Source organism: Atopomonas sediminilitoris (genome assembly GCF_022601735.1).
Taxonomy (GTDB): domain Bacteria; phylum Pseudomonadota; class Gammaproteobacteria; order Pseudomonadales; family Pseudomonadaceae; genus Atopomonas; species Atopomonas sediminilitoris.
Genome location: NZ_JAKUMM010000011.1, coordinates 54,048 through 79,038, shown reverse-complemented (window position 1 = coordinate 79,038; position 24,991 = coordinate 54,048). Strand labels below are relative to the sequence as shown.

The following is a 24,991-nucleotide window of genomic DNA, read 5'->3' as shown; positions in this document are numbered from 1 at the left end:
AAGGGCGCAAACTATACACCAAAACGGCGTGTGACTCAGCCTTGCTTGCTTGCGCTCGGACGATTGGCCCATAGCGCGGCCAAACTGGAAGCAAAGATCAGGAGTGCGCCGACACACGACGACACGCTCGGCAGCTCGTTCCACTGCCACCAAGCGATCAGTGCGGAGAACACAATTGCCAGATAAGCAAAGGGGCCAATGATGCCCGGCGGCGCCAAGCTGTAAGCCTTGGACATGATGATTTGGCTGGTGGTGGCCAGCAGGCCGACAGCGGCTAAGAGCAGTACTTGCTCGCTATTGAGTGGCTGCCATGCCCACAACAGCGGAATCGCCGATAGCAGCGTGCTAAACAAAGCGAAATAAAACACGATGCGAAACGCCGGCTCGCTGTCGCTCATCTCACGGATAGAGACAAAGGCGAAGGCGGCCAAGATGCTGGCCGCCAGGCCCACCAGCGCGATCGGCTCGAACAGCGCGTCAGAGGGTTTGGCCACCAGCAATACGCCAATAAAACCCAGTGCGGCGGCGGCCGCTATTTTTTTGCTGAGTGCTTCTTTAAGCCAGAAATAGGCAATAAAGGGGGTGAAAACAGGGGCTGAGTAGGTAAAAAGCATGGCATCCGCCAACGGCAAATGCGCGATGGCGTAGAAGAAGCAGTACATCGCCGCCAAGCCAAACGCGGCGCGCCATAGGTGGGACCGCAGGCGGTTGGTACGCAGCGGTGACCAGCCGCGCCAGACAACCAAAGGTAGAAAGAACAGTACGCCGACAAGGTTGCGAAAGAACACCACCGATTCGTTATTAACGCTGGTTGATAGTTCGCGAATGCCGACGCCCATCAAAGAAAACAACAAGGCTGATAAGCCCAGTAGCAGGGCGCCGGGCACAATGCGCTGCTGGCGCTGCGTGGCTTGCATCAGGTGGGGTTGGTTTGGCGCATTAAGCTGTACAGCGTTTTCAGCAGCTTGGCGCGATAAAACACTAAGTGCCAACGACGACCGCCCACTTGCCGCCACAAGCGTGCTGAACGAATGCCACACAGCAGTAGTGCGCGCACCTTATCTGCGTTTTGTGCTACTTGCAGGTGGCGCATGTCGCCTTGTACCTGAATCCGCAAGCTGAAGGTGCTGAGGGTGTCTTGGTAGAGCGCTGCGCAGGCGGCGATCACGTTGTCATTGACTAGGCCAAAGTGCGCCACTTGCTTGTCGATTTGCTCGAGGCGACGCCCCATGACTTGTAGCATGTCATCGCGCTTGTCGAGCTGGCGCTCGAGCTGCAACAAGTTCAGCGCATAACGCAGCGGCTGACGTTGCAAGGCGTTGGGGTCGCGCTCCAGTGCCGACGCTAGTGCTCGCATGCCGTCGCGCAATGAACTGAGGTCGTTGCCATAGACGGCCATGGTGCTGTCAGGGTTGCGCTCTAGCAGGCTGCTCAGCATGCCGCTCAATGGGGTTTGCGCGATTTCGCCGGTGCGGGCGAGCTTGTCGACCATGCTGGTGGCGGTAAACACCCCGGCTAAGGCAATGACTTGTTCTTCAATTGGGGTCATGGGCGTACCAGCTCTGTGTCCCACGGGCTGGCGTGTTCGATCACGCCGCCACCTAAGCAGACTTCGCCGTCATAGAACACCACCGACTGGCCGGGGGTGACCGCGCGCTGGGGCTCACTGAAAGTGGCTAAATAGCCGTTGGCGGTTTTTTCCAGACGGCAGGCTTGGTCGCTCTGGCGATAGCGTACTTTGGCGGTGAGTTCGCGCGGGGTGCTGAGATCGACAGGGTTGACCCAGTACATGTCACTGGCTGCCAAGCTGCGACTAAATAACCACGGATGCTCGTTACCTTGGCCGACCACCAGCACGTTGCGGGAGAGATCCTTGGCCAGCACGTACCACGGGTCATCGCTGGCGTCTTTCATGCCGCCGATGCCTAAACCTTGGCGTTGACCGATGGTGTGGTACATCAAGCCATGATGACGACCGATCACATCGCCGTCGGTGGTTTCGATGTTGCCAGGCTGGGCCGGTAAGTACTGTTTCAAAAAGTCGCTAAAACGACGCTCGCCAATAAAGCAGATGCCGGTTGAGTCTTTCTTTTTGGCGGTGGCTAGGCCGAATTCTTCGGCGAGGCGGCGTACTTCGGGCTTTTCCAGCTCGCCAACGGGGAAAAGGGTCTTGCCGATTTGCTCACCACCGACCGCATGTAAGAAATAGCTCTGGTCTTTATTGCCGTCTAAGCCTTTGAGTAGTTGGCTGCTGCCTTGCACGTCACGACGGCGCACATAGTGGCCGGTGGCGATGAGGTCGGCACCTAAGCTTAAGGCGTAGTCGAGGAAGGCTTTGAACTTGATTTCACGGTTGCACAGGATGTCCGGGTTCGGCGTGCGTCCCGCTTTGTATTCGGCCAAAAAGTGCTCAAACACGTTGTCCCAGTATTCGGCGGCAAAGTTGGCGGTGTGCAGCGTGATACCGAGTTTGTCGGCTACAGCTTGGGCGTCGGCGAGGTCTTCTTTGGCGGTGCAGTACTCGGTGCCGTCGTCTTCGTCCCAGTTCTTCATGAACAGGCCTTCGACCTGATAGCCCTGCTGTTGCAATAGCAGAGCCGAGACGGACGAGTCTACGCCGCCGGACATGCCGACGATCACACGGGGAGAGGCTGAATCAGACATGGCGTAATAACAATCTGGAAAACGCGCGATTGTACTACTTAATGCCTGCAGACGGCAGGTTAAACCGTTTCAGCGAGTGGCTCGCTCAGGGTCGGGCGAATCAGCGCCAAGGGATGGTGATGGCCGGCAAGGTAGTCATCAATGCACTGCAGCAACAAATGGCTGCGCCACTGCTCGCGACACTGGATTAGCTCGTCGCGACTGAGCCAGCGCGGGCCAATGATGCCATCGTCCAAAATGGCATCGGGTATTTGTTGCAGTGCCTTGGCGGCGAAGCAGATGCGCTGATAGGTCACGCCATTGCTCGGTGCGGTGTAGAGGTAAATGCCGACAATACCGGTGAGCTCGACGTGCCAGCCGGTTTCTTCCAGCGTTTCCCGGAGTGCCGCTGCTAGTAAGGTTTCGTCTGCTTCTAAGTGCCCGGCGGGTTGGTTCAGTACCTGACGGCCACTGGCGATTTCCTCAACCAGTAAAAAACGGCCGTCTTGTTCGACGACGGTGGCGACAGTGACGTGGGGTGTGAAACGCATAGAAAATCCTTGTCTGTGCAGCAGTGCGGTGATTTGCCTGCTAGGCTTGCCAGCGATTATGCCGCTTGTAAGGCGCATCGCAAGGCGCAATCTGGCACGGCTTGTTTGCCGTCAATGAACTCTTGGTGAGGTTTGTGATCCTAGCTTGCGCCTAAAGTTCGATGCAGCAAGTGCTTGTGAAGCGTGACTTTTTGTAGAAAAACTACAAGAATAGGCCGCTTCCCGAGCAAGCCAATAATTCCAAGAGCGGAGTAACTGTGACCCAGTACTGCGCTTGTCACCCTAAGCAACGGAGTCCAGCATGGGATACCAGAAGATTGTGGTGCCGGCGGACGGCGACAAAATCACCGTCAATGCCGACCAGTCCCTGAACGTACCTAACAACCCGATTATTCCCTTCATTGAAGGTGACGGTATCGGCGTTGATATCACCCCCGTCATGATGAAAGTTGTTGACGCGTCAGTGGCTAAAGCCTACGGCGGCAGCAAAAAGATTTCGTGGATGGAAGTGTACGCCGGCGAAAAAGCAACCCGCGAATACACCCCTGATACTTGGCTGCCAGCCGAAACCCTCGAAGCCGTGCGCGACTTCGTGGTGTCGATCAAAGGCCCAATGACCACCCCCGTTGGCGGCGGTATTCGCTCGCTGAACGTGGCACTGCGTCAAGAGTTGGACCTGTTCGTGTGCTTGCGCCCAGTGCGTTACTACACCGGCACTCCCAGCCCGCTGAAGGCGCCGGAGAAGACCGACATGGTGATCTTCCGTGAGAACACTGAAGACATCTACTGCGGTATCGAATTCCAAGCTGAGACTGAGTCGGCGCGTAAAGTGATCGACTTCCTGCGCAACGAAATGGGCGTGAACAAGATCCGCTTCCCAGAGACCTCAGGTATCGGCGTTAAGCCAGTATCGCGTGACGGTACTCAGCGCTTGGTGCGTAAGGCGATGCAGTACGCGATCGATAACGATCGTGACTCGGTCACCCTTGTGCACAAAGGCAACATCATGAAGTTCACCGAAGGTGGCTTCCGTGATTGGGGTTACGAGCTGGCGCAAAAAGAGTTTGGCGCGCAGTTGATCGATAACGGCCCATGGTGTTCGTTCAAGAACCCGAAAACAGGTCGTGAAATCACCGTTAAGGACTGCATCGCCGATGCCTTCTTGCAGCAAATCTTGCTGCGTCCGGAAGAGTACGACGTGATCGCTACGCTGAACCTCAACGGCGACTACGTATCTGACGCCTTGGCTGCGCAAGTAGGCGGTATCGGTATTGCACCGGGCGCTAACCTGTCAGACAACATTGCGATGTTTGAAGCGACTCACGGCACTGCACCGAAGTACGCGGGTCAGGACAAGGTGAACCCAGGTTCGCTGATCCTGTCTGCGGAAATGATGCTGCGTCACATGGGCTGGACTGAAGCCGCTGACTTGATCGTTAAGGGCATGGAAGGCGCGATTGCTGCCAAGACCGTGACTTATGACTTCGAGCGTCTGTTGGACGGTGCCAAGCTGCTGTCTTGCTCCGAGTTTGGCGACGCTATGATCGCCAACATGTAAGCACTGCTTGCAGAACAACAAACCCGGCCAAGTGCCGGGTTTGTTGTTCTATCACCAGAATTTCTTATTGCAGGCTAATGTTCAGGGCTTGTGATTGGCCGCACTGAGCAGCGTTATCGAGCATCTGCCGGCTGGATGCGCACAGTGGTAGAAAGCTCACCACGGTATGGCTGCGACCAAGATGCAAGGCTTGCTCGGCAAGCGCGACGGCGCTTTGATTGGGTTTTGGAGTGAGTAGCAGTATGCGCTCGCGATTGAGCCCGCTTTGACACAGCCACTGCCGATTTAAGGCCTTGGGCGGCGCAATCAAGGTCAGCCAGCGGCCGTCGTTATCTTCGCTGAGCTCGCGCAGCATAGGGGCCAATAAGTGCAGGCTAAGGCTGTTGCTAACGCTTAGGTTAAGCTCGGTCAAATGCGCCAGCGGTGCCGCGGTCAGCGGCGTACTGGGCAGACTTTGAAACAGGCCAAGCTGTGGATGTGGCTGACTTGCGGGGGAAAGCGCGTACTGCATGAGCATGTCCTCACGATCAGTGGCGAATAACGCCAACACTCAAACCTTCAATAGTGAAGTCGTCTGCAGTCAGGTCGACCTCAATCGGTGCGAACTCGGGGTTTTCAGCGTGTAAGGTAATTTTGTTGCCTTGGCGCTGGTAGCGTTTGACGGTCACTTCATCGCCGATGCGGGCTACGACGATTTGGCCGTTGCGTGCTTCACGGGTGGTGTGCACGGCCAGCAAGTCGCCATCAAGGATGCCAATGTCTTTCATGCTTTCGCCGCGCACACGCAGTAAATAGTCGGCGCGGGGCTTAAAGAACTCGGCGGGAATTTTGCAGTGATCGTCCACATGTTGCTCGGCCAGAATCGGGCTGCCAGCGGCGACGCGGCCAATAATCGGCAGGCCGTCATCGTTTGCCGCGCGTTGGTCGTCGCACAGGCGAATACCGCGCGAGGCACCTGGAATCATCTCAATCGCGCCTTTTTTGGCCAGCGCTTTTAGGTGTTCTTCAGCCGCATTGGGCGAGCGAAAGCCAAGCTCTTGGGCAATTTCGGCACGGGTAGGCGGGTAGCCGTTGTCTTCCACGCAGCGGCGGATAAAACCGAGAATTTCGGCTTGGCGTGGGGTTAGCTTAATCATGGCTATCCTTCTGTTTTTTTATACAGTAATTGTGATTATATACAGTGCCTCATGGGTCGCAAGTGCTACTTTTGCTCTTTTGGTTAACGTGTTGATAAATAAGGAAAAGCCCATTTAAAGACGCCATGGGCTTTGTCGCTTAAGGCGGTTTTCTAAGCAGGTTTAGCGACGTGGACGGCGGCTAAACAGCCACAGCCCGCTGAGCGCCATGAGCGCATTGGCCAGTGCAAACAGGCTGACGATGATGTCCTTGCCAAGCTTGCCCAGCGGCGAGAGCCATTCGGCTTTGTGAAAATAGGCAAAAGCAAAACCTTCGAAGCGATCAGCGTTGGCGATGCTGGCCGCTAGGGTGCCATCGAGCGGGTCAACGTACAGGCGCGTTTGTGCACTGTCCGCATATTGCTGGCTCCACACGGGAAGCCGCTTAAAAATAAACCCGTATTCATGGTTGAACTGCGTGACCAAGGCTTGCGCGCCGCCGCCGCTTAAGCCTAGTGCTGTGCTGTAGTGCTGAAGTAATAGCGCGCCTTGGTTAAAGGCGGTGAACTCAGGTAATGGATCCCCATCGACGGTGTGCCAGCTCACGCTATTTTGGCCGTTAACTTTGCTGGTTAAGCGCCAGACTGGCGCGTTGCCGATGTTGACCAGTGCGGCACTATTAGGCGCTGCTGCGGCTACCAGCCAATTCGTTTGCGGCGCTGTATTGGCGGTTTTTAGCGGCAGTGGTTGCTGCAAGAAGGCCGGTAGCGGGTCTGTTGTGCGTTTGTGCAACAAGTGCCAAAGCCCGCTGCTGGCAAACGCGAGGCTGGATAAGGCAATGCCGAGCCCACACACGGCATGCCAGCGCCGATGCCAGCGCCGACTAGTTTTGCGCGCAAAAAATAACCCTGTGCCCATCACCACGGCACAGAATGTCGCCAGCAACAGCACCGCCATGAAGAGGTCACGCACAAGGCCTAAGCCGTACAGCGGGGCAAAGTTATGCAGCAGCTTAAAGACTTGGGCAAAGACCGCCTTACGCGTATCGACCACGCTGCCTAAACGGTCGTTAAACAGGTCAACGTAGACGCGTAAGCCATCACCCCGAGAGCTATCGACACGGGCGACCGGTAATAGACGGTTGATGAACACATATTCGTCATCAAAGCCGTTGATAAGCCTTGTAAAGCGCAAGTCGGGCTGTGTGCCCAGATAGTGCCTTGCTAATTGCTCAGCGTGTGCCGAAACAAGATCGAGCCGCTTGCCCGTGATGGCGGAAAAGTACTGCGGTTCAGGCGTTGCCAATAGGCGTGCTTGATACACCGCCTGCCCGTCGATGCTGATTAGCCTGAGGGCTTGCACGCTGTTGGGTTCAAGCGCCAAGTGTGCCGGCGCCATCAGCTTGCTATTGAGCACCATGCTCTGCGCTGGCGTTGCGAATGTGATCGGCTGTGGCTGTAAAGCACTCATGATGGGATGCAGTAACCCGCTGAGTGACCAAGCCAAGATGCCCACGCAGGCGATGACGGCTAAACGGCGATGCCAGATTAGCAACTGTCGCACCCAGCGTTGCCTCATGCTGCTAGGTAAGGTGTGGACCGGCAGTGCTGAGGTCATAAACGCCACTCCACCCCGGCATACACGGCGCGGCCATCGCCGGGTAGGAATTGCGCTTGATCTTGACCCTTGGCATCGGCAACGACACCTGTGGTGGCGATATAGGTCTTGTCGCTGAGATTGCGGCCTTCAACAAAAAAGCCAACGCCTTGTTGTTGTCGAAAGCCCAACTTGGCCCCCCAAATGGCATAGCCTTCGGCGTGCAGCGTGTCGGCATGGTCGACGCTGTAGTGCGTTGGCACCCATTCTGCGGTTGGCCCCATATACCAGCCACCTTGCTGCCACAGCAGCTCGCCTTTGAGGAATTGCGAGGGAATGCCGGCCAGCGGGTTGTTGCCGTACGTGGTGTCGTTGTCGAAGCGGAAATCGTTGTACAGGTATTGGCCGCGCGCGACGAATTGACCAAACGCCAGTGCACCGCCGAGTTCGATCCCTTGGTGCAGGGTGCGGTCGGCATTGATCGTGCCGAGGGCATTGCCATTGCTGTCGTTCAGCTGCAGCAGTTCATCGCGGATCTCGCTGCGGTATAGCGCCAGATCGACATCTAGCCGGTCGTAGGACCAGCGCAGGCCTAATTCGAGCGTGTTCGCGGTTTGGGCATCGTTCTTATTGATGATTTGCGCGCCGGCCATTTCCCCCAAGGTCGGTGGTTCGTGGCTTTGGCTGACGTTGCCATAAAACTGGATGCCGGGAGCATGGTCATAACGCAGGCCCAAACGGCCCACGCGGCCGGTGAAGCTTTGCTCAATAGACTCGTCTTGCTTGAGACAAAAACTGCTGACAAAGGCGTTGCAGCGTAGGCGATCATCAATCTGGCGGTCGCTGTGTAGCCAAGCGCCCCCGACAATGGCGGCCCAGCGTTGGTTTAGCGGAACTTCCAGTTGGCTAAACACATTGCTGTTGCGTGCGGTGTTGTGCAGTTCGTTGACCTTGCGGCCTTTGTTGCCGGCACTGTTGACGTAGCGGGAGTCCCACGCACGGCCATGGCTTTGCTCAATGCCGCTGGATAGGCGATAGCCGTTGTGGCTGCGGTAGTGGTGAGTCAGGCGTAGGCCGTAGTCCTCGTTATGCACATCCAGCACTTGAAAGATCGGGTGATCGAGGTATTTGTCGGAATAAAAGCTGGTCAACTCAACGCTGTGTTCATCGTTCAGTTGCAGCGTGGTCAGGTTGCCGACGCGGTTAAGGGTCAGGTTGCGTTGCTGGTCGCCGGATACGTTACCCGCGGCCGCTTGTGTGGGGTCGCTGCGCAGTTGCGCTTTGCTCAGGTTGCCGGGTAAGTCGGAGTTGCTATTGATGTTGCTGAAGTAAAAGCGCGTGCTCAGGCGCTCATTCAGGCGGCCCCCTAGATTGGCAAAATAGCGTTGGTTTTCTTGCCGGCTGTGCTCGCGAAAGCCGTCTTGGCGATAGTCAGAAGCACTGACGGTGCCGTCAATGCTGCCAAAATCGTGGGCTGCGCCGGCAAAGAGGCGGCGATAGCCAAAGCTGCCGCTTTCGGCGCGCAGATCTACAGGTGCCATGTCATGCACGCTGGGGGTAATGAAGTTGATCGCGCCACCCAAGTTCGCCACGCCGTACTGCCAAGCATTGGCGCCGCGATAGACTTGGATATGGTCGAGCGCCAAAGGTTCGATGGCCTGGAAGTCGCCACTGCCGTCGGCCAAGTTAATCGGCACGCCATCTTGCATCAGCAAGATCCCACGTTGGTGATAGGTGCGCTGAATGCCCGAGCCACGAATCGACAGCCGTGACTCCTCAGAGCCAAAGCGCGGTTGCACGAAAACGCCTGTGGCTAAGCCTAAAGAGTCTTGCAGTGTGCTGCTGCGGCCTTGTTTATAGGTGCGCTCGGCATCTACCAAGCTCACGCCGCCGGGGATATGCGCTTGTTCGGCACGCACTGCTTGCTCGGGCGCGTGGGGTCCACTTGCTGCTTGCCTTTAGTGACGCGTAGCGGCTCCACGGGCTCTTGGTAATCCGTGGCAGGGTGCGTGGCCAAGGCATGGCCTGAGCCAAGGCATAGGGCCAAGGCAATCGGTGTCATCAGGTGAGATGGCAGGGCGCGACGGGGCATGACAACGGCATCCTTTTATTGCTCGATGGAATAACCCGCGTACTCTATGGCGCACAGTCGTCTCGCCCCATGTGACATAGCGTCGCACTAGCATTTGAGAGTGTTTATGCGAATTACTTGCGCTCAATGTTTGCGCCCTGAGCCCTTGTGCTTATGCGCGCTGATCCCGCGGTTGTCGTCGCGTTGGCAAGTACTGATCTTGCGTCACCGCAGTGAGCGTCAACATGCGCTAAACACTGCACGGCTGGCCGCGTTGGGCTTGTCGTCGTGTTACCTGTGGGATGGTGAAGCGTTCGAGCGACTGCCGGCCTTATTGGCTGAACCCGGCTGGCAAAACTGGTTGTTGTTCCCAGCGGTGGGCGCCTTGCCTGTCGAGCAAGGCGTGCCTCAGTCACCAGATGTGGCGCAGCGCTTGATTGTGCTGGATGGCACGTGGCGCAAGGCCAAGCGCTTGCTGCACTGCAATCCATGTTTGCAGGGGCTGCCGAGCTTGAGTTTCGTCGCGCCGCCGCCCTCGCGTTATCGCTTGCGAAAGGTGCCGCAAGCGAATGCCCTCTCAACGCTGGAGGCCATTGTGTATAGCTTGGAGCAGTTGGAAGGCGGCAGTTATCAAGCGTTATTGCCAGCGTTTGAACGTTTGATCGAGCAGCAAATCGATGCCATGGGCGCAGAGCGTTATCAGCGCGACTTTGCCGCCCGCAATGCCCATTTGCAGGCGGACAAGCACTGAGGGCTGACGGCTTACTATTGCTTCAATGGATTTCTTTGAGCCTTAAGTATTCGCCAATCTGATTCAGCTGGGGTTTGCCAACAGATTGCCTACACTGCAGCGAGCTACCTCACCACTGTTTAAGGAATCTGTCATGACCACACAACGCGTAATGATCACGGGCGCAGGCTCGGGCTTGGGTCGCGAAATGGCACTGCGCTGGGCCAAAGAAGGCGCACAGTTGGCGCTGTCGGACGTTAACGATGAAGGTCTCGCGCAAACCCTCAGCATGGTCAAGGCCGCCGGTGGCAGCGGTTTTACCCGTCGTTGTGATGTGCGTGATTACAGCCAGCTCACGGCGTTGGCCGAGGCTTGCGAAGCCCAGTTGGGCGGTATCGATATCGTCATCAATAACGCCGGTGTGGCATCCGGTGGTTTCTTCAATCAGTTGTCGCTCGATGATTGGGATTGGCAGCTGTCGATCAACTTGATGGGGGTGGTGAAAGGCTGCAAGGCGTTCTTGCCGCAGCTGCTGAAAAGCCAAGGCAAGATCATCAACATCGCTTCCATGGCGGCGCTGATGCAAGGGCCGGCGATGAGCAACTACAACGTGGCCAAGGCCGGTGTGGTGGCCTTGTCCGAGAGCTTGCTGATCGAATTAGCGCCGCAAGGTGTTGGCGTGCACGTGGTGTGTCCGTCGTTTTTCCAGACTAACTTGCTGGACTCTTTCCATGGCCCGAGCCAGAGCATGAAAGGTGAGGTCGCTAAGCTGCTGGCCGGCTCACCGATCAGTGCTGAAGAGATTGCCGATTACATCTACACCGAGGTGGCCAAGGGCGAGTTCATGATTCTGCCCCACGAGCAAGGTCGCATGGCTTGGCAGATCAAGCGTCAGCAGCCGCAAGCGATCTACGATGAAATGACCAGCATGACCTCGAAAATGCTGCACAAGGCTAAGGCGGCTCAGAGCAGCTAACCGCGACGTTGCTGGCGGCGGTAGTCACCTGGGGTGCTGCCGCTCCAGCGTTTAAACGCGCGCTGAAAGGCACCGGCGGAAGCAAAGCCTAGCAAGTAGGCGATTTCACCAAAGCTTAAATCGGTGTCGCGCACATAGGTGGTGGCGAGGTCGTGGCGGGTTTCGTTGAGCAGCTGACGAAAGCCGCTGCCTTCATCGCTGAGTTTGCGCCGTAAGGTCCAGCTGGGTAGGCCAAGCCGGGCGGCGACATCATCGATGTCCGGTTCGTGGCCTAATAACAGCGGGCCGAGTTGCTGAATCACTTTTTCTCGCATTGAGCGCGTATAGGTGCGCTGCTCACGCTCGCGCTCGGCGATTTGCTTGAGCTTGTTCCACGTGCTCGGGCAGTGCTCGGGCAGGGCAGTGTCGAGGGCAGCTTTGCTGAGGCGAAGTTGATTGCGTGGGCAGTTAAATTCAACCGGCGCGGCAAAGTGCTGAGCGTACTGTTCATGGTAAGTGGGCGCTGCAAACTCGATGTGTACGCGCTCAATGCACTGAGCATTAGAGGCAAAGTGGCGAATTTGACTGGCCCAGCCGGCGAGCACGGAGTCCACCACAAAGCGGTTGTAATCGTTGTAAGGGCTGATGGAATAAAAGCGCAGCCAAGCGCCTTGGGCATCTTCATGCAGACTGGATTGCCCGCGGTAGTTTTGCGCGTACAGACTTTCGTACTCGGTGATGCACGCCAGCGCTTCGCGCAGGGTCGGAGCAGCACGGGCGAGCACGCCGGCCAGCCCTAAATCAGCCGCGCCATGGCGACTGCCGGTGAGCAGCCCTAAGTCTTCGCGTCCGCTCAGTTGAATCGCCGCGTGACCAAGGCGCATGTAGCGTGGGATCGACAGTCGACCGTCTGGCTCAGCCAAGCGCGCAGGGCTTAAGGCAAAGGTGTCACGCAGGCTTTGGCTGTCATGGCCGAGGCCTTCTACCGTGCGCAGTAGGTTGTGAATAAAGGCGACCGAGAGATCGCCTAGGCGTACGCGAAAGCGATTTACAGCCATAAGTTCAGAAGTTTGGCGATTTTACCGTCATCCACGCCTTGCACCGGCTGGCCGGGCAGGGCGATAAAGCTGCGACCGTCGGTGTCTAAGTCCCACAGTTGGCCGCGAGAGAAAACAGTCATCCCTGCAACCGCGCCGCTTTTACCAATTTGGCCGCCCAGTGCTAGCTGATGCCAGGCTTGCTCTTCGGTCAACTCGCCAGGCTCGGGGGTGTCATCGCCGGGCAGCGAGCCATCTAAGCCTTCCCATAGCGCATGCCATTGTCCGGTGCCACGCAAAAACGCCGGCACGACTAACAGTTGACTGCTGCCCAAGGCCAGTGGCGCGTAGTTGCTTTCTTGCAGGCTGTCGGCGCCCAGCAACACGCCTAAACGCCCGGCAGGTGTTTGCAGTACGCCAAACTGACTAGCCTGGCCGGGCTCGGTGAAGTCCAGCTCTGAATCGATCGGGAAGACTTTGCGTTGCGGTAAGCCCAGTGGACGGCCTTCACGGTCAAAAGTCAGGGTTACGTTGTACAGCGGGCCATCGCCTGGGAGTAACTGGCCATCCACGAGGCTGGGGTTGGGCAACAAAATAGAGCCTGCCACGACGGTGACGTTGAACTCGCTGGCCAATGAGGCGAAGACCTGTTGATAGTTCTCGGCCATGTACTGTGCGTGCATTTTGAACACGGCGGCCTTGGAGCGATCGATCGCTTGGCTGCTCCACAGCGCCTCAATGTAATCAAAGGGGCGGCTAGCGATCAGCCAATGGGTGGCGGCCAGCAAGGTGTCCGCGCTGTAGACATGGGGCTTGGCGTTGGCGGCGACCAACCAGGTGCCGATATGCTCGGGAAACACCACCACGGTTTTGTCATTCAGCAGGCCATTGCGATGCGCTTCGCGCAGGTGACCTTGGAGCTTGAGATACAAGCGGCCGGCACTTTGATAGTCGCCGGGGTACAGGCGCGGTTCAATGCCCAGTAGATTGCCGCGCCCTTGGTCGCTGCCGACATTTAACGCCACTTCCGCGCGCAGATCAGACAGGTACAGCTCCACGGGGCGAATCTGAGTCCACGCAAACAGAAAGGCCAGCAAGCTCAAGCCAATCAGGCTAGGCAAGGCTAAGCGTCGAAAGGAGCGATGAAAGAGGCGATGCGGCAGTGCAAGGGGCATAGGCTGTTCTATTGGGTTATTAAGTTGTTAATTAGGGTTATTGTGGCACAAAGCTTGTGGGCTTATCGTCTGTTCAACCCTGACTAAGGCGCTTTCTATAATGCCTTGGCAGCTCTGTGAAATCAGCTTGTTTGGAGGTTCCATGACCGCCGCTTTGTACCCGAACTTGTTAGCGCCGCTTGATTTAGGCTTTACCACGCTGAAAAACCGTACCCTGATGGGCTCTATGCACACCGGCCTTGAAGAGCGTCCCGGTGGCTTTGAGCGCATGGCCGCTTATTTTGCCGAGCGTGCGCGCGGCGGTGTTGGTCTGATGGTGACCGGCGGTATTGGCCCCAACGACGAAGGCGGTGTGTATTCGGGCGCAGCCAAGCTGACCACGGCTGAAGAAGCAGAAAAGCACAAAGTCGTTACCCAAGCCGTGCACGAAGCCGGCGGCAAGATCTGCATGCAAATTCTGCACGCCGGTCGTTATGCCTATAGCCCCAAATCAGTAGCGCCGTCGGCGATTCAAGCGCCGATCAACCCGTTCAAGCCCACCGAGCTGGATGCCGACGGCATCGAAAAGCAAATCGCTGATTTCGTCAATTGCTCAGCGCTGGCCCAGCAAGCCGGTTATGACGGTGTTGAAATCATGGGTTCTGAAGGCTACTTCATTAACCAGTTCATCGCCGCGCACACCAACCAGCGCACCGATGAGTGGGGTGGTAGCTACGAAAACCGCATCCGTCTGCCGATCGAAATTGTGCGTCGCGTGCGGGAAAAAGTAGGCACCAACTTCATCATTATCTATCGCCTGTCGATGCTGGATCTGCTTGAAGGCGGCAGTAACTGGGAAGAAATCGTGCAGCTGGCCAAAGCGATCGAAGCAGCTGGCGCCACCATCATCAATACCGGTATCGGCTGGCACGAAGCCCGCGTACCGACCATCGCGACCATGGTGCCGCGTGCGGCGTTTACCAAGGTGACTGCAAAGCTGCGTGGCGCGGTGAGCATTCCGTTGGTGACCACCAACCGCATCAATACCCCTGAGGTCGCCGAGCAAGTGCTGGCCGAAGGCGATGCGGACATGGTGTCGATGGCGCGTCCATTCTTGGCTGATCCGGATTTCGTGAATAAGGCGGCTGAAGGCCGTGCGGATGAGATCAACACCTGTATCGGCTGTAACCAGGCCTGCTTGGACCACACTTTCAGTGGCAAGCTGACCAGCTGCTTGGTTAACCCTCGTGCTTGTCATGAAACTGAACTGAATTACATCCCTGTAACTCAAGTGAAGAAGATCGCCGTGGTCGGCGCCGGCCCTGCAGGTTTGGCGGCCTCTACCGTGGCGGCCGAGCGCGGTCACAGCGTGACGCTGTTTGATGCCGGCAGCGAAGTGGGTGGCCAGTTCAACGTGGCTAAGCGCATTCCGGGCAAAGAAGAGTTCTACGAAACGCTGCGTTACTTCACCAAGCGTATCGAGGTCACCGGTGTTGAGCTGAAGCTGAACACCCGTGTCAGCGTGGAAGATCTGGTGGCGGGCGGCTTTGATGAAATCATCCTAGCTACCGGTATTGCTCCGCGTGTGCCGGGTATTCCAGGTGTTGAACACGCCAAAGTGATCAGCTACCTCGACGCCATTTTGGGTCGTAAGCCGGTGGGCGATAAAGTGGCGGTGATCGGTGCAGGCGGTATTGGTTTCGACGTGTCGGAGCTGATTACTCAGAAAGGCGAGTCCACCAGCTTGTCGCGCGAAGCGTTCTGGCAAGAGTGGGGTATCGATCAGGCGCTGAATGCGCGCGGCGGTGTGGCCGGCGTTAAGCCCGTGCACGAAGAGCCCGCACGTGAAGTGTTCTTGCTGCAACGCAAGAAGAGCAAAGTGGGTGATGGCTTGGGTAAAACCACAGGCTGGATTCACCGCAGCACACTGAAAAACAAGCAAGTGCAGATGATCAGCGCCTGTGATTACTTAAAGATCGACGATGCGGGTTTGCATCTGAGCATCGCCGGCGGTGAGCCGAAGGTATTGCCCGTCGATACCGTGATTCTGTGTGCCGGCCAAGAGCCGCTGCGCGAATTGCAAGAGGGGCTGTTGGCGGCTAATCAGTCCGTGCACCTGATTGGTGGTGCTGATGTGGCGGCCGAGCTGGACGCTAAGCGTGCAATCAACCAAGGTTCGCGTTTGGCGGCTGAGCTGTAAGCACTGGCGCACGATAAAAAAGGGCATGCCGCGGCATGCCCTTTTTTGTGCCTGTTTAATCGTCAGTCGGCGCTGTTGGCGGTTAAGAAGCGGCGATAGTGTTCGGCGGTTTCTTCTGGTCGCTCGATCATCGGTGCGTGTCCGCAGTCTTTCATGACAACAATGGTTGGCTTGGCTAAAAGCGGCTTCATCACCTCGATGCTGCTAACGTCCAGCACACGGTCTTTATCACCCCATAACACCAGTGTGGGGGCTTTGATTTTGGGCAGCTCGGGCTCTAGCGGGATGTAGCGCTCGCGCAGGTGGGTAAAGATTTTGTCATTCATCGCTTGGTTGGCCAGGGCTTCGTCAGCAAAGTGCTGCTTTAGCGGCGCAGGTAGCGGTGGACGTTTCACAAAGACAAAATCCATCAGTTGATCAAAGTCTTCGGCTTTGTAGACCACCAACGGATTTGGCTCGCCTTTTTCAAGGCGGATGAACAGCTCGCTTTTGTTGGGTGCTTCGATGCCGCCATTGTCGATCAAGCCGACACTGAGGATGCGCTCTGGGTGGCGCGCGGCGATCAAGGCGCTGATGTGCCCGCCCATGGAGTTGCCCACCACGTGAAAGCGCGCTACTTCAAGCTCGTCCATCAACTTAACCACGCGTTCGGCTTGGCTGCCGACGTCGTAACTCACGTTGTCGGGTTTGTCGCTGTCACCGAAGCCCGGCAGGTCAATGGCCAGCACTTGATAATCTTGGGTGAAGTGGCGGGCCATGCGTACCCAGTTATCTTTGTTAGCGCCAAAACCGTGAATCATCACGATAACCGGCGCATCTGCTGGGCCGCCGTGGTAAAAGCGGTAATTGATTTGTCCGCTGCGGGCTTGGTCGCCGCTTAAGCCTGCGCGCAGAAGTTCATAGTGTTGCGCTACGCCGAGTAAGGCCGGTGGGTAGCTGTAGAGGGTAATGCCGGCGCCGACAATTAATAGCACCAAGGTGAGGCCGATTTTTTTGAGCATGATATCTATCCATAGGGGGCTGCAAGCTCGGCTACACTAGCATAGAGATGGATTAATTCACGGCTGCAGGAGTTTAACTGTGCTTAAGGCCGGCTTGATGTCGCTGTTTTTGCTGCAGTTTTTTTTGGGTGCTTCGCTAATGGCGCAGGAGCATGTGTGTGATCGCTTATTGGTCACAGGCAATCCTGAGTACCCACCGTACTTGTGGCGCGACCCCAATGATAAACAGCACCTGATCGGTGCTAACGCTGACCTGCTCAAGCGATTAGGTAGTGAGCTTGGAATTGCGGTTGAGGTGATGTACACCGGCCCTTGGTCGCGGGCGCAAAAAGAAGTTAAAAGCGGTCGCTACGACATGTTAGCCGGCGCTTTTTTAACCGCCGAGCGACTCGGTTGGATGGATTATGTGCATCCGGCGTTCTTATCCACCAGCAGTGTGGTGTGGCAGCGTGCAGGGGCGGACTGGCCGTATCGTGGTTGGGAGTCATTGCGCGATAAGCAGGGCGGCACAGTGGTCAACAACAGCTTTGGCCAATCATTTGATCGCTTTGCGAAAGATTTCCTCAGTATCGATGAGGTGCCTTCACTGGATCAGGCCTTAGCCATGCTGGTGAAAGGCCGCATTGATTACGTGCTGTATGAGCGCTATCCCGGCCAAGCCCATGCTGATAAACAGGGTTTAAGCGAGCAAGTAGCGGCGCAAGAGCCGGCTATTAGTGTTGAGAGCTTGTATCTCACCTTGTCGCATCGTTCTAGCTGCAACACCGCCGCGTTAAGAGGGCAGTTGGCGCAAGCAATGTTGCGTTTGGTCGCAGAGGGCGTGCCGGAGGAAGTGCTGGTGCTCAACGCGGCGCTTTGGCGTGAACACCAGCGCAACAAGGTTTCTGCCGTTGTTGCTCAGCCGCTTTAGCGCGTTCGGTTTTGCCAGAACTGTTCTGCCTGTTTGAGCGCCGCCTCGAATGGCGTGCCGAGGCCGCGAAGCGCCATAGCCATGGTGGCAATAATGGCGAGCTGCCCATAATCATCATCGGCATCGCCACGCCATACGCGTACTAGGTGCTCGGGGTCTAGTTGCTCGGGCTTCATGAGGCGTTGTTGTGTTTGTGCCGGCAGGGTTTCGCTCCAGCTCTGTTGCTCGCCGCAGCCAAGTAATTCGGAACTGACATCGGGGCGAACTTCGACCTCGCCGCCGTCGCCTTTAATCACCAAAGCATTATCACCCAGCAGGCGGCTGGCTTCTTGGTGCACGGCTTGATAGCCAGGATGAAAAATACTCTGCAAGCCGCAGCGGGCCGACAACGGGTTAATCAGTCGAACAAGCGAGTGGATCGGTGAGCGTAAACCCAGCACGTTGCGCAGGTCGATCATGTGCTGCAGGCGCGGTGACCAAGCTTGCAGTGGCATAAAGGCGATGTTGTTGCGATCAAGCGTGGCGCTAACGTCATCCCAGCTTTGGCAGCTTTGGATATCCAGCGCCGCTAGCAAGGCTTCGCTGTACAGGCGGCCGGCAGTGTGGGCGCCACCACCGTGCATGAAAATACGATAACCCTGTTGTGCCAAGCATTTGGCTGCTAGCAAGTACCAGTTGAGTTGGCGTTTTTTGCCCGCATAGCTTGGCCAGTCAAAATCAACGTCAATAGCCGGTGCTTGCGTGTGTTGGCGTACCGCGCTGCAAAAGCCGGCCAGCTCTTCAGGGGACTCTTCTTTAAAGCGAAGCAGCATAAGAAAGGCGCCGAGTTGCTCAGCGGTCACTTGCTCTTGCATGACCATGCCCATGGCGTGCTCGGCTTCATCACGAGTAAGCCCGCGTGAGCCGCGTTGGCCTTTGCCAAGAATGCGTACGTAAGCGGCGAAGGGGTGTTCGGAAGGCGTTATCAGGGTCATAAGCAATTATTCGGTTTGGGTAGGCCGGCCAGACGTGCAGAAAGTTTGGCGGGGCTACCGGGAAATAGTTGGTTCAGGCGCAGGCTGTTGCCGAGCTCTGGGCCTGCCTGTTGGGCGATGAACTTCACTAAGGGCCGCATAGCGGGTGCGAGTTCAAAGGTGGCGTAAAACTGCCGCTGCAAGTGGATGACTTGCCAGTGCGCTTCGCTGAGCGCTAGTCCTTCTAATTGGGCTAGGGCTTGGGCGGCCGCGGGTGACCATTGGTTGAAATCGGCCAAGAAGCCATCTTTATCGAGGGCTAGCGTGCTGCCGTCGGCTAGATCGAGCGAACTCATGTCCAGCTATTGACCTTATCAAAGGCCAGGGTCAGGTCGACAAAGGCTTGGTAGTCCACGATGCGAATCCGCGCAGGTACGGTGTCGATAAAGCTTCGTGCGGCCAAGTCTTCAGCCAAAACAAAAAGACCAATGCTGTCCGGCATTAACTCTAGCGCTGCGCTGTGAGCAGTGTCGGCTTGGAGTGCTAACACCGCATCGCCGCATAGCAGCAGTGCGTCGTCAGCGTTGAGCACGCGCAGGCAGCTGCTTAGGCGTAAATCGCTAAACGGCGAGTGACTGAGGATATGTAGGGTCGTGCTCACAGGGTAATCACCACATCATGCTGGCGGTACAGTTGGCTGACGGCGGCATCATCCAAGCGCTGGACGGGCAGGGTGCTGTTTAGCGTGTTGAGCCCGCGCTCACACAAGCTGCGTTCGGCTGCGTAGATCTGCTCAACGCCAAATAAAGCTAATGCTTGCAGGTTGGCGCTGAGGTTCTTTTGCTGCAGTAGGCTGAAGTCGTGAGGGGCTAACTGCAAAACGCCATCGTCGAGCAGCAGTAAGCTGATAGGTAGATCAAAGGCACCGCCGGCTAAGGCAATGTCCAGTAACTCGCGTGCGCTGGAACCGTCTGTAGGGGCGTGGCGACTGACTAATAGAATGGCTTTACTCATCATGGCCCCGCAAAACAAATCAGGCGATCGGCGCTTTGAGCTGCTTCGTGCAGCTGGCCAAGGCCAGACAGCTCCCAGGGCGCATCAATACTGTGGCCGCTTCGAGCATAGCGCTGAGCTTCTTCGGCGTTCAATTGACCGCGTTTAAGCGCTGCAGCTATGCAGACCACAGCATCTAACTGGTGTTGCTGAATCAGTTGAAGCCAGGCTTTGGGGAGATCAAGCTCATCTTGCGGACTAACCACGTGAGCAGATGCGCTGTGTACGCCGGCTTGATAGAAAAATAAGCGCTCAAGTGTGTGCCCAGCCGCTAATAGCGCTTCAGCAAAGCGCAAGGCGCGGCGGTTAGAAGGTTGATCGGGCGATGAAAAGACGGCAATGGCAAATTTCATTATAAAAAGGCCCGCATGAGCGGGCCTCTCCACAGGTTTTCAGCTTAGGGAATCAATCGTCGCTAAAGGCGCCAATCAATTGCAGCAAGCTGACAAACAAGTTGTAGATAGAAACATACAGGCTGATGGTCGCCATGATGTAGTTACGCTCGCCACCCTGAATGATGTTGCTGGTTTCAAACAGGATGCACGCCGACGCGAACAGGACAAAGCCGGCGCTAATGGCCAGTTGTAGCCCCGGAATGCTAAAGAAGAAGCCCAGCAGCATGGCGCCGATCAGTACAAAGAAGCCGGCAACAATAAAGCCGCCTAAGAAGCTCATGTCTTTGCGGGTGGTCAGGACATAGGCTGATAGGCCAAAGAACACTAGTGCGGTCAGCCCCATGGCTGACGTGATGATCTGCCCGCCGTTGGCCATGCCCAAGTAATGATTGAGGATCGGCCCCAAGGTGTAGCCCATCAAGCCGGTGAGGGCGAACGTGCTGACCAAGCCCCAGCCAGAGTTGCGCAGCTTATAAGTGACGAAAAATAAGCCATAAAAACCAACCAGCGTCACGATGATGCCTGGGTGAGGTAGGTGCAGCTGCTGCGCAACGTAGGCAACCAGTGCACTGAAGGCAAGGGTAAGCGCCAAAAGGCCATAGGTGTTACGTAGAACAGCACTGACTTCGCTGGAAGACTGTGCATGCTCCATAGTTTGATAATGCTGCTCTTGCATGGTTTTCTCCTGAGATACGCGCGCTCCGTGCACGCAAGATGTACACGATTTGATCATACCAGAGGGGGGGAGCAAACCAAGGTATTTGTGTCGCTCGGCGACTTTTACGTAACTTGTTGATTTCTACTGCAAAGTGTTTGACAGGTGGAAAAGTTCGGGTAATATTGCGCGCACAATTTGGAGGTGTGGCTGAGCGGTTGAAAGCAACGGTCTTGAAAACCGTCGAAGGGGAAACTCTTCCGTGAGTTCGAATCTCACCGCCTCCGCCAAATTTGTAAGCAAAAACCCCGCACTAGCGGGGTTTTTGCTTTTCTGGGTTGTCAGTTTTGCGACGCGTTGCGCTTGCGCGTAAAAGCGTTATCACTCAGGTGCGCTGGTCTATAATAGAGTCGACTAAAGCCACTGAATCGATTTGAGTCATGGAGGAATACCCAATGCTCGGTAAGCACATCTTTTCTGTTTTTTCACTGAGTTTGGCTGCGAGCTTTATGCCCAGCATGGTGATCGCGGATGAAACCAGCGACCCTTGGGAGAGTGTGAATCGACCCATTGCTAGCTTCAATGACACGGTGGATAAATACACCCTGCGCCCACTTGCCAAGGGTTATGACTACGTGACCCCAGCAGTGGTCGATGATGGCATCACTAACTTTTTTAAAAACATCGGCGAGCTTAATAACCTTGGCAACAACGTGCTTCAAGGCAAGCTGCACAATGCAGGTGTAGATACGGCGCGGTTACTGATTAACAGTACTGTGGGTTTGCTGGGCGTCTTTGATGTGGCAAGTCATGCCGGTCTGGTGCGCAATGAGGAAGACTTTGGTCAAACCTTGGCGGTGTGGGGGGTGTCCAGTGGTCCGTACGTGGTAGTGCCATTGTTAGGGCCAAGCACGCCACGCGATTTGGCGGGGCGCCTACCTGACGCCACGCGCATAGCTATAGGTAACGTTGATCACGTACCGACTCGCAATAGCATTACAGCAACAAACATCATTGATACGCGTGCGGGGCTCTTAGAAAGTGAAAAGCTGATCACGGGCGATCGCTACACGTTTATTCGCAATGCTTACCTGCAGCGTCGTGATTTCTTGATCAACGACGGCGTGGTAGAAGACGATTTCTAAGCGTTGCTTAGATGTTGAAAAGGGCGATGGATCTAATCCAATCGCCCTTTTGTTTTAGCGCATGGCGGTAATCAGTATCCCCAGAGATGACAAGCCATTGCCGAGGTCGTCTACGCGCTTGATCTCCCCCGTAATTTCAAGCCCCTTAAGCGATGGGTGATCCGAACTGATCTGCACTTCGACATGCTCGCCAATGCTGGGTGTGCAGGCTGCTTCAAGATGCAGGCCGGTGCTGGATAAGTCTTTGCAAGTCGCCGGAATGTTCCTTCCTGCGTAAATAAGCGTGGCCCCTGCTTCAACTTGCATACGGATGAAATCGCGTTTCTCGCTGTAAGCTCTATCCGTCATACTCATGGACGCTGTCCTCGTTGTTGTGCTCCCGCTTTCATATAAGCCCCATATATGGTGTCTGTAAAGGTATTCACCGACGACTGGTGATGCGCGATGCGAGGATATGGTCTATTGCTCAACTTAGGGGCTGGGCTATGCGTTGCTGGCTGGCCTTGAACCCTGAAAACGATGGGAGTAGTGTCGCCCACTTGAATGGCGCTACCTAAGGGCACCCATTGAGGCCTGATGACGCAATGATGGAACAGCAGCACGCGAAACTGCTTGTCGTGGATGACGAAGAGGTTGTGCGGCACAGTTTGGCCGTGTACCTAGAGGACTCCGGCTATGCCGTTGTTCAGGCTTGTGACGGAGCGCAAGCGCTTCAGTTGTTAAGCAGTGAAGCGTTTGATCTGTTGTTGTGCGACCTGCGCATGCCCAAGATGGACGGTCTGACCCTTATTCGCACGATTAAGCAAACCCACACTAGTCTGCCGGTGATTGTGATATCGGGTGCTGGCGTGATGACGGATGTCGTTGAGGCGTTAAGGCTTGGGGCTTGTGACTATCTAATAAAGCCCGTGCATGATCTAAGTATGCTGGAACATGCGGTTAGTAAAGCGCTAAAGCACGCTCGCCTTGAACAAGAGAATGAGCGCTACCGTCTAGAGCTTGAAACGGCTAACCGTGAGCTTAAAGCCAGCTTGCGCTTGCTGGAGGATGACCAGGCGGCCGGCAGGCAGTTACAGATGAATATCCTGCCGCCGACGCCTTGGCGGGTAGGGGATTTTAGTTTTAGTCACCAAATTACCCCTTCGCTGTATCTGTCGGGGGATTTCATTGATTACTTTCAAGTAGATGAAAACCTGATCGCCTTTTATTTGGCCGATGTCTCAGGGCATGGCGCGTCATCGGCGTTTGCTACTGTGTTGCTGAAGTTCATGACCACGCGCCTGCTCTATGAGTTTCGGCGCAACAGCTTAGAAACGTTTGCGCCCTCTGAAGTGCTTAACAGCATCAATCGTGGATTGATCAACTGCAAACTCGGCAAGCACGTGACGATGATCGGTGGAGTCATCGATCTACGCACGGATACGCTGCATTACAGTGTCGGCGGCCATTTGCCGCTTCCTATTTTGCTGGTAGATGGGGAAGCTGTTTTTTTGGAGGGGCGTGGTTTGCCTGTCGGCTTGTTTGAAAAGGCGACGTATCAAAATCATAGTGTCGCTCTGCCAAAGTGTTTTTCCTTGGTGTTGCTCTCAGATGGCGTCTTAGAGCTGCTGCCTGGTGATACCTTGAAAGGCAAAGAGGCGTCACTCCCAGCTTTAGTGGCCAAAACAGAAGGTAGTCTCGATGGGCTGCGCAGTGAATTGGGGCTGGCCAAATTGCGAGATATCCCAGATGATGTGGCCTTGCTGGTGTTGAGCAGGAACCTGCAATGAGTAATGGGCAAATCCAGTTTGCCGAACAGGACGGAATGTTCGTCCTTAAGTTTGTTGGCGATGTACGCCTGACGTTGTGTGCAACGTTGGATTACACGATTGAGAAGATTTTCTCGGCGTTGAGTTTCCGTGCGATTATCATCGATCTCACAGAAACGAGCTGTATCGACAGCACGTCGCTTGGCTTGCTCGCAAAATTGTCGATTCTTTCACGAGAAAAGATAGGCCTGCTGCCGACCATCGTGAGTGATAGCGATGATATAAGCCGCTTATTGATGTCGATGGGCTTTGATCAAGTGTTTAATTTGATCAGCGGTCCCGCGCCTTGCATCGATTGTGCGGATCTGCCAGAGCAAGATGTGTCGGAAAGCGAAGTCAAAGCTAAAGTTTTGGAGGCGCACAGAATATTGATTGGCTTGAATGCTCACAATCGAGCGGCCTTCAGCGATTTAGTGCATGCCTTAGAACATTAATTTTTTATTTAAAAGCCCGCATTTAGCGGGCTTTTAAATGCGTTATTTTAACTTAAGAGCTTTTCTAGCTTAACTTGGTCGATTGCAAACAAGCGAATGCCTTCGGCAAGTTTTTCTGTGGCCATGGCATCTTCATTATGCTCCCAGCGGAAGCAGGCTTCGGACAAAGTTTGCTTTGCTTCGCCAGTTTGTTGGCTGTTCAGTGCCCGGCTCAGTTGACCTGAGTCTGCCGCTAATGCTTCCAATAGTGCTGGACTAATGGTTAAACGATCGCAGCCGGCGAGCGCTTCAATTTGTCCGATATTGCGGAAGCTGGCACCCATTACAATGGTTTGGTAATCGTTCTGTTTGTAGTAGCGATAGATGCGGCTTACCGACTGAACACCTGGATCGTCAATGCCTTGATAATTGATACCTGTTTGCTGCTTGTGCCAGTCATAAATTCGACCCACAAAAGGTGATATCAGCGTGACGTTCGCGTCAGCGCAGGCGCAAGCCTGTGCAAAGGAAAAAAGTAGGGTCAGGTTGCACTGAACGCCAGCCTTCTCAAGTCTTTCGGCAGCTTTGATGCCTTCCCAAGTGGCGGCGATCTTGATGAGCAGACGGTCATTGTTAATGCCGCGCTGATTATAAAGCTCAACCAAGTTCATAGCCTTGGCGTAGCTGGCTTCGCTGTCAAACGATAGCCGTGCATCAACTTCTGTCGAAACGCGCCCAGGGATTAGGCGCAAAATCTCTTCGCCAACGCTCACGGCAAACAGATCGCAAGCGCGGTTGACGTCGCCATTAGCGAGCTGGCGGGCTTGGTTCAGTGCATCAGCATAGCGCGGCAGTTGTGCGGCTTTCAGTAGTAGTGATGGGTTGGTTGTGGCGTCAACCGGGGTGAGTTTTGCTATCGCCTCAAGGTCGCCGGTGTCGGCAACCACGGTGGTCATGCTGCGTAATTGTTCGAGCTTGCTGGTCATACAACAACCTTATTTTGAGTCGTAGAGTGACCATAGCGGAAGCAGTGTGTACGGCACAATCG

Annotated in this window: 28 protein-coding genes and 1 tRNA gene; 9 read left to right on the top strand and 20 right to left on the bottom strand. The window is 55.7% G+C overall.

Annotated elements, in window-relative coordinates:
- Window positions 1-35: 35 nt before the first annotated feature.
- From MKI83_RS16190 to MKI83_RS16175, 4 genes are read right to left on the bottom strand one after another with little or no spacing between them, the layout of a single operon-like run.
- Window positions 36-917: a DMT family transporter gene (locus MKI83_RS16190; protein ID WP_241588317.1), complete on the bottom strand. Its 882-nt coding sequence runs from the start codon at window positions 915-917 to the stop codon at window positions 36-38.
- Window positions 917-1,549 carry a high frequency lysogenization protein HflD gene (hflD, locus tag MKI83_RS16185; protein WP_241588315.1) on the bottom strand — a complete coding sequence of 211 codons (633 nt, stop codon included), beginning with the start codon at window positions 1,547-1,549 and terminating at the stop codon, window positions 917-919. The genes MKI83_RS16190 and hflD overlap by 1 nt, the downstream gene beginning before the upstream one ends.
- Entirely contained in the window at window positions 1,546-2,664 is a 1,119-nt protein-coding gene (gene mnmA / locus MKI83_RS16180) for a tRNA 2-thiouridine(34) synthase MnmA (protein WP_241588314.1), read from the bottom strand. The genes hflD and mnmA overlap by 4 nt, the downstream gene beginning before the upstream one ends.
- A gap of 59 nt (window positions 2,665-2,723) precedes the next feature.
- Window positions 2,724-3,194, bottom strand: a complete 471-nt coding sequence (locus tag MKI83_RS16175) for an NUDIX hydrolase (RefSeq protein WP_241588313.1) — start codon at window positions 3,192-3,194, stop codon at window positions 2,724-2,726.
- Window positions 3,195-3,495: 301 nt separating this feature from the next.
- Between MKI83_RS16175 and icd the strand changes: the two genes are divergently transcribed.
- Window positions 3,496-4,752 (top strand): NADP-dependent isocitrate dehydrogenase, encoded by a 1,257-nt coding sequence (gene icd / locus MKI83_RS16170; RefSeq protein ID WP_241588311.1) that lies wholly within the window; start codon window positions 3,496-3,498, stop codon window positions 4,750-4,752.
- Between the two features lie 64 nt (window positions 4,753-4,816).
- On the opposite strand, the gene MKI83_RS16165 is transcribed toward icd, so the two are convergent.
- The 5 genes from MKI83_RS16165 to MKI83_RS16145 all read right to left on the bottom strand — a co-directional run bounded on the left by MKI83_RS16165 (window position 4,817) and on the right by MKI83_RS16145 (window position 9,555).
- Entirely contained in the window at window positions 4,817-5,263 is a 447-nt protein-coding gene (locus MKI83_RS16165) for a SulA-like leucine-rich domain-containing protein (protein ID WP_272493079.1), read from the bottom strand.
- A gap of 16 nt (window positions 5,264-5,279) precedes the next feature.
- Window positions 5,280-5,888 carry a transcriptional repressor LexA gene (gene lexA, locus MKI83_RS16160; protein WP_241588310.1) on the bottom strand — a complete coding sequence of 203 codons (609 nt, stop codon included), beginning with the start codon at window positions 5,886-5,888 and terminating at the stop codon, window positions 5,280-5,282.
- Between the two features lie 162 nt (window positions 5,889-6,050).
- On the bottom strand, window positions 6,051-7,484 hold the full coding sequence (locus tag MKI83_RS16155) for a PepSY domain-containing protein (protein ID WP_241588308.1): 1,434 nt from the start codon (window positions 7,482-7,484) through the stop codon (window positions 6,051-6,053).
- A complete protein-coding gene (locus MKI83_RS16150) occupies window positions 7,481-9,382 on the bottom strand; it encodes a TonB-dependent receptor family protein (protein ID WP_241588307.1) in 1,902 nt (633 codons plus the stop codon). Before MKI83_RS16150 ends, MKI83_RS16155 begins: the two co-directional genes overlap by 4 nt.
- The gene (locus MKI83_RS16145) at window positions 9,346-9,555 is read right to left on the bottom strand and encodes a hypothetical protein (protein WP_241588305.1); all 210 of its coding nucleotides are present in this window, start codon (window positions 9,553-9,555) and stop codon (window positions 9,346-9,348) included. The genes MKI83_RS16150 and MKI83_RS16145 overlap by 37 nt, the downstream gene beginning before the upstream one ends.
- A 106-nt stretch (window positions 9,556-9,661) precedes the next feature.
- Here MKI83_RS16145 and MKI83_RS16140 point away from each other — a divergent pair, with 106 nt between their 5' ends.
- Together MKI83_RS16140 and MKI83_RS16135 are read left to right on the top strand one after the other, a co-directional pair.
- Complete coding sequence (locus MKI83_RS16140) at window positions 9,662-10,285, top strand: tRNA-uridine aminocarboxypropyltransferase (RefSeq protein WP_241588304.1); 624 nt, start codon at window positions 9,662-9,664, stop codon at window positions 10,283-10,285.
- A 133-nt stretch (window positions 10,286-10,418) separates the two neighbouring features.
- On the top strand, window positions 10,419-11,240 hold the full coding sequence (locus tag MKI83_RS16135; protein ID WP_241588302.1) for an SDR family oxidoreductase: 822 nt from the start codon (window positions 10,419-10,421) through the stop codon (window positions 11,238-11,240).
- Here the strand turns inward: MKI83_RS16135 and MKI83_RS16130 are convergent.
- Together MKI83_RS16130 and MKI83_RS16125 are read right to left on the bottom strand one after the other, a co-directional pair.
- Entirely contained in the window at window positions 11,237-12,277 is a 1,041-nt protein-coding gene (locus tag MKI83_RS16130; protein ID WP_241588301.1) for an AraC family transcriptional regulator, read from the bottom strand. The genes MKI83_RS16135 and MKI83_RS16130 overlap by 4 nt on opposite strands.
- Complete coding sequence (locus MKI83_RS16125; RefSeq protein ID WP_241588300.1) at window positions 12,268-13,431, bottom strand: carbon-nitrogen hydrolase family protein; 1,164 nt, start codon at window positions 13,429-13,431, stop codon at window positions 12,268-12,270. The genes MKI83_RS16130 and MKI83_RS16125 overlap by 10 nt, the downstream gene beginning before the upstream one ends.
- Before the next feature lie 142 nt (window positions 13,432-13,573).
- On the opposite strand from MKI83_RS16125, the gene MKI83_RS16120 reads away from it, so the two are divergent.
- Entirely contained in the window at window positions 13,574-15,610 is a 2,037-nt protein-coding gene (locus MKI83_RS16120; protein WP_241588299.1) for an NADPH-dependent 2,4-dienoyl-CoA reductase, read from the top strand.
- Window positions 15,611-15,672: 62 nt separating this feature from the next.
- On the opposite strand, the gene MKI83_RS16115 is transcribed toward MKI83_RS16120, so the two are convergent.
- Complete coding sequence (locus tag MKI83_RS16115) at window positions 15,673-16,611, bottom strand: alpha/beta fold hydrolase (protein WP_241588298.1); 939 nt, start codon at window positions 16,609-16,611, stop codon at window positions 15,673-15,675.
- Between the two features lie 79 nt (window positions 16,612-16,690).
- Between MKI83_RS16115 and MKI83_RS16110 the strand changes: the two genes are divergently transcribed.
- The gene (locus MKI83_RS16110; RefSeq protein ID WP_241588297.1) at window positions 16,691-17,521 is read left to right on the top strand and encodes a substrate-binding periplasmic protein; all 831 of its coding nucleotides are present in this window, start codon (window positions 16,691-16,693) and stop codon (window positions 17,519-17,521) included.
- Here MKI83_RS16110 and MKI83_RS16105 read toward each other — a convergent pair.
- From MKI83_RS16105 to MKI83_RS16080, 6 genes are read right to left on the bottom strand one after another with little or no spacing between them, the layout of a single operon-like run.
- Entirely contained in the window at window positions 17,518-18,495 is a 978-nt protein-coding gene (locus MKI83_RS16105; protein WP_241588296.1) for a glycosyl transferase family protein, read from the bottom strand. The two genes, MKI83_RS16110 and MKI83_RS16105, sit on opposite strands and share 4 nt — an antisense overlap.
- Window positions 18,492-18,830 carry a TusE/DsrC/DsvC family sulfur relay protein gene (locus MKI83_RS16100; RefSeq protein ID WP_241588295.1) on the bottom strand — a complete coding sequence of 113 codons (339 nt, stop codon included), beginning with the start codon at window positions 18,828-18,830 and terminating at the stop codon, window positions 18,492-18,494. The genes MKI83_RS16105 and MKI83_RS16100 overlap by 4 nt, the downstream gene beginning before the upstream one ends.
- The gene (gene tusB, locus MKI83_RS16095) at window positions 18,827-19,135 is read right to left on the bottom strand and encodes a sulfurtransferase complex subunit TusB (RefSeq protein WP_241588294.1); all 309 of its coding nucleotides are present in this window, start codon (window positions 19,133-19,135) and stop codon (window positions 18,827-18,829) included. Before tusB ends, MKI83_RS16100 begins: the two co-directional genes overlap by 4 nt.
- Window positions 19,132-19,488, bottom strand: a complete 357-nt coding sequence (gene tusC, locus MKI83_RS16090) for a sulfurtransferase complex subunit TusC (RefSeq protein ID WP_241588293.1) — start codon at window positions 19,486-19,488, stop codon at window positions 19,132-19,134. Before tusC ends, tusB begins: the two co-directional genes overlap by 4 nt.
- Window positions 19,488-19,880, bottom strand: coding sequence for a sulfurtransferase complex subunit TusD (gene tusD, locus MKI83_RS16085; protein WP_241588291.1), 393 nt, complete (start codon window positions 19,878-19,880; stop codon window positions 19,488-19,490). The genes tusC and tusD overlap by 1 nt, the downstream gene beginning before the upstream one ends.
- A 52-nt stretch (window positions 19,881-19,932) precedes the next feature.
- Window positions 19,933-20,598: a Bax inhibitor-1/YccA family protein gene (locus MKI83_RS16080; RefSeq protein ID WP_241588290.1), complete on the bottom strand. Its 666-nt coding sequence runs from the start codon at window positions 20,596-20,598 to the stop codon at window positions 19,933-19,935.
- Window positions 20,599-20,777: 179 nt separating this feature from the next.
- Here MKI83_RS16080 and MKI83_RS16075 point away from each other — a divergent pair.
- Window positions 20,778-20,867, top strand: a tRNA-Ser gene (locus tag MKI83_RS16075).
- 165 nt (window positions 20,868-21,032) lie between these two features.
- Window positions 21,033-21,722 carry an MlaA family lipoprotein gene (locus MKI83_RS16070; protein WP_370867422.1) on the top strand — a complete coding sequence of 230 codons (690 nt, stop codon included), beginning with the start codon at window positions 21,033-21,035 and terminating at the stop codon, window positions 21,720-21,722.
- Between the two features lie 54 nt (window positions 21,723-21,776).
- Here the strand turns inward: MKI83_RS16070 and MKI83_RS16065 are convergent, their stop codons facing one another.
- Complete coding sequence (locus MKI83_RS16065; protein ID WP_241588289.1) at window positions 21,777-22,076, bottom strand: PilZ domain-containing protein; 300 nt, start codon at window positions 22,074-22,076, stop codon at window positions 21,777-21,779.
- A gap of 233 nt (window positions 22,077-22,309) precedes the next feature.
- Between MKI83_RS16065 and MKI83_RS16060 the strand changes: the two genes are divergently transcribed.
- Together MKI83_RS16060 and rssC are read left to right on the top strand one after the other, a co-directional pair.
- Window positions 22,310-23,491 carry a SpoIIE family protein phosphatase gene (locus tag MKI83_RS16060; protein WP_241588288.1) on the top strand — a complete coding sequence of 394 codons (1,182 nt, stop codon included), beginning with the start codon at window positions 22,310-22,312 and terminating at the stop codon, window positions 23,489-23,491.
- The gene (gene rssC / locus MKI83_RS16055) at window positions 23,488-23,964 is read left to right on the top strand and encodes an anti-sigma factor antagonist RssC (RefSeq protein ID WP_241588287.1); all 477 of its coding nucleotides are present in this window, start codon (window positions 23,488-23,490) and stop codon (window positions 23,962-23,964) included. The genes MKI83_RS16060 and rssC overlap by 4 nt, the downstream gene beginning before the upstream one ends.
- A 47-nt stretch (window positions 23,965-24,011) precedes the next feature.
- On the opposite strand, the gene tal is transcribed toward rssC, so the two are convergent.
- A complete protein-coding gene (tal, locus tag MKI83_RS16050; protein ID WP_241588286.1) occupies window positions 24,012-24,929 on the bottom strand; it encodes a transaldolase in 918 nt (305 codons plus the stop codon).
- Window positions 24,930-24,991: the final 62 nt, after the last annotated feature.

Coding starts and splice junctions, on each gene's coding strand:
- MKI83_RS16190 (WP_241588317.1), bottom strand. CDS start 917: ATGCAAGCCACGCAGCGCCAGCAGCGCATTGTGCCCGGCGCCCTGCTA.
- hflD (WP_241588315.1), bottom strand. CDS start 1,549: ATGACCCCAATTGAAGAACAAGTCATTGCCTTAGCCGGGGTGTTTACC.
- mnmA (WP_241588314.1), bottom strand. CDS start 2,664: ATGTCTGATTCAGCCTCTCCCCGTGTGATCGTCGGCATGTCCGGCGGC.
- MKI83_RS16175 (WP_241588313.1), bottom strand. CDS start 3,194: ATGCGTTTCACACCCCACGTCACTGTCGCCACCGTCGTCGAACAAGAC.
- icd (WP_241588311.1), top strand. CDS start 3,496: ATGGGATACCAGAAGATTGTGGTGCCGGCGGACGGCGACAAAATCACC.
- MKI83_RS16165 (WP_272493079.1), bottom strand. CDS start 5,263: ATGCAGTACGCGCTTTCCCCCGCAAGTCAGCCACATCCACAGCTTGGC.
- lexA (WP_241588310.1), bottom strand. CDS start 5,888: ATGATTAAGCTAACCCCACGCCAAGCCGAAATTCTCGGTTTTATCCGC.
- MKI83_RS16155 (WP_241588308.1), bottom strand. CDS start 7,484: ATGACCTCAGCACTGCCGGTCCACACCTTACCTAGCAGCATGAGGCAA.
- MKI83_RS16145 (WP_241588305.1), bottom strand. CDS start 9,555: ATGCCCCGTCGCGCCCTGCCATCTCACCTGATGACACCGATTGCCTTG.
- MKI83_RS16140 (WP_241588304.1), top strand. CDS start 9,662: ATGCGAATTACTTGCGCTCAATGTTTGCGCCCTGAGCCCTTGTGCTTA.
- MKI83_RS16135 (WP_241588302.1), top strand. CDS start 10,419: ATGACCACACAACGCGTAATGATCACGGGCGCAGGCTCGGGCTTGGGT.
- MKI83_RS16130 (WP_241588301.1), bottom strand. CDS start 12,277: ATGGCTGTAAATCGCTTTCGCGTACGCCTAGGCGATCTCTCGGTCGCC.
- MKI83_RS16125 (WP_241588300.1), bottom strand. CDS start 13,431: ATGCCCCTTGCACTGCCGCATCGCCTCTTTCATCGCTCCTTTCGACGC.
- MKI83_RS16120 (WP_241588299.1), top strand. CDS start 13,574: ATGACCGCCGCTTTGTACCCGAACTTGTTAGCGCCGCTTGATTTAGGC.
- MKI83_RS16115 (WP_241588298.1), bottom strand. CDS start 16,611: ATGCTCAAAAAAATCGGCCTCACCTTGGTGCTATTAATTGTCGGCGCC.
- MKI83_RS16105 (WP_241588296.1), bottom strand. CDS start 18,495: ATGACCCTGATAACGCCTTCCGAACACCCCTTCGCCGCTTACGTACGC.
- MKI83_RS16100 (WP_241588295.1), bottom strand. CDS start 18,830: ATGAGTTCGCTCGATCTAGCCGACGGCAGCACGCTAGCCCTCGATAAA.
- tusC (WP_241588293.1), bottom strand. CDS start 19,488: ATGAGTAAAGCCATTCTATTAGTCAGTCGCCACGCCCCTACAGACGGT.
- tusD (WP_241588291.1), bottom strand. CDS start 19,880: ATGAAATTTGCCATTGCCGTCTTTTCATCGCCCGATCAACCTTCTAAC.
- MKI83_RS16080 (WP_241588290.1), bottom strand. CDS start 20,598: ATGCAAGAGCAGCATTATCAAACTATGGAGCATGCACAGTCTTCCAGC.
- MKI83_RS16070 (WP_370867422.1), top strand. CDS start 21,033: ATGCTCGGTAAGCACATCTTTTCTGTTTTTTCACTGAGTTTGGCTGCG.
- MKI83_RS16065 (WP_241588289.1), bottom strand. CDS start 22,076: ATGAGTATGACGGATAGAGCTTACAGCGAGAAACGCGATTTCATCCGT.
- MKI83_RS16060 (WP_241588288.1), top strand. CDS start 22,310: ATGGAACAGCAGCACGCGAAACTGCTTGTCGTGGATGACGAAGAGGTT.
- rssC (WP_241588287.1), top strand. CDS start 23,488: ATGAGTAATGGGCAAATCCAGTTTGCCGAACAGGACGGAATGTTCGTC.
- tal (WP_241588286.1), bottom strand. CDS start 24,929: ATGACCAGCAAGCTCGAACAATTACGCAGCATGACCACCGTGGTTGCC.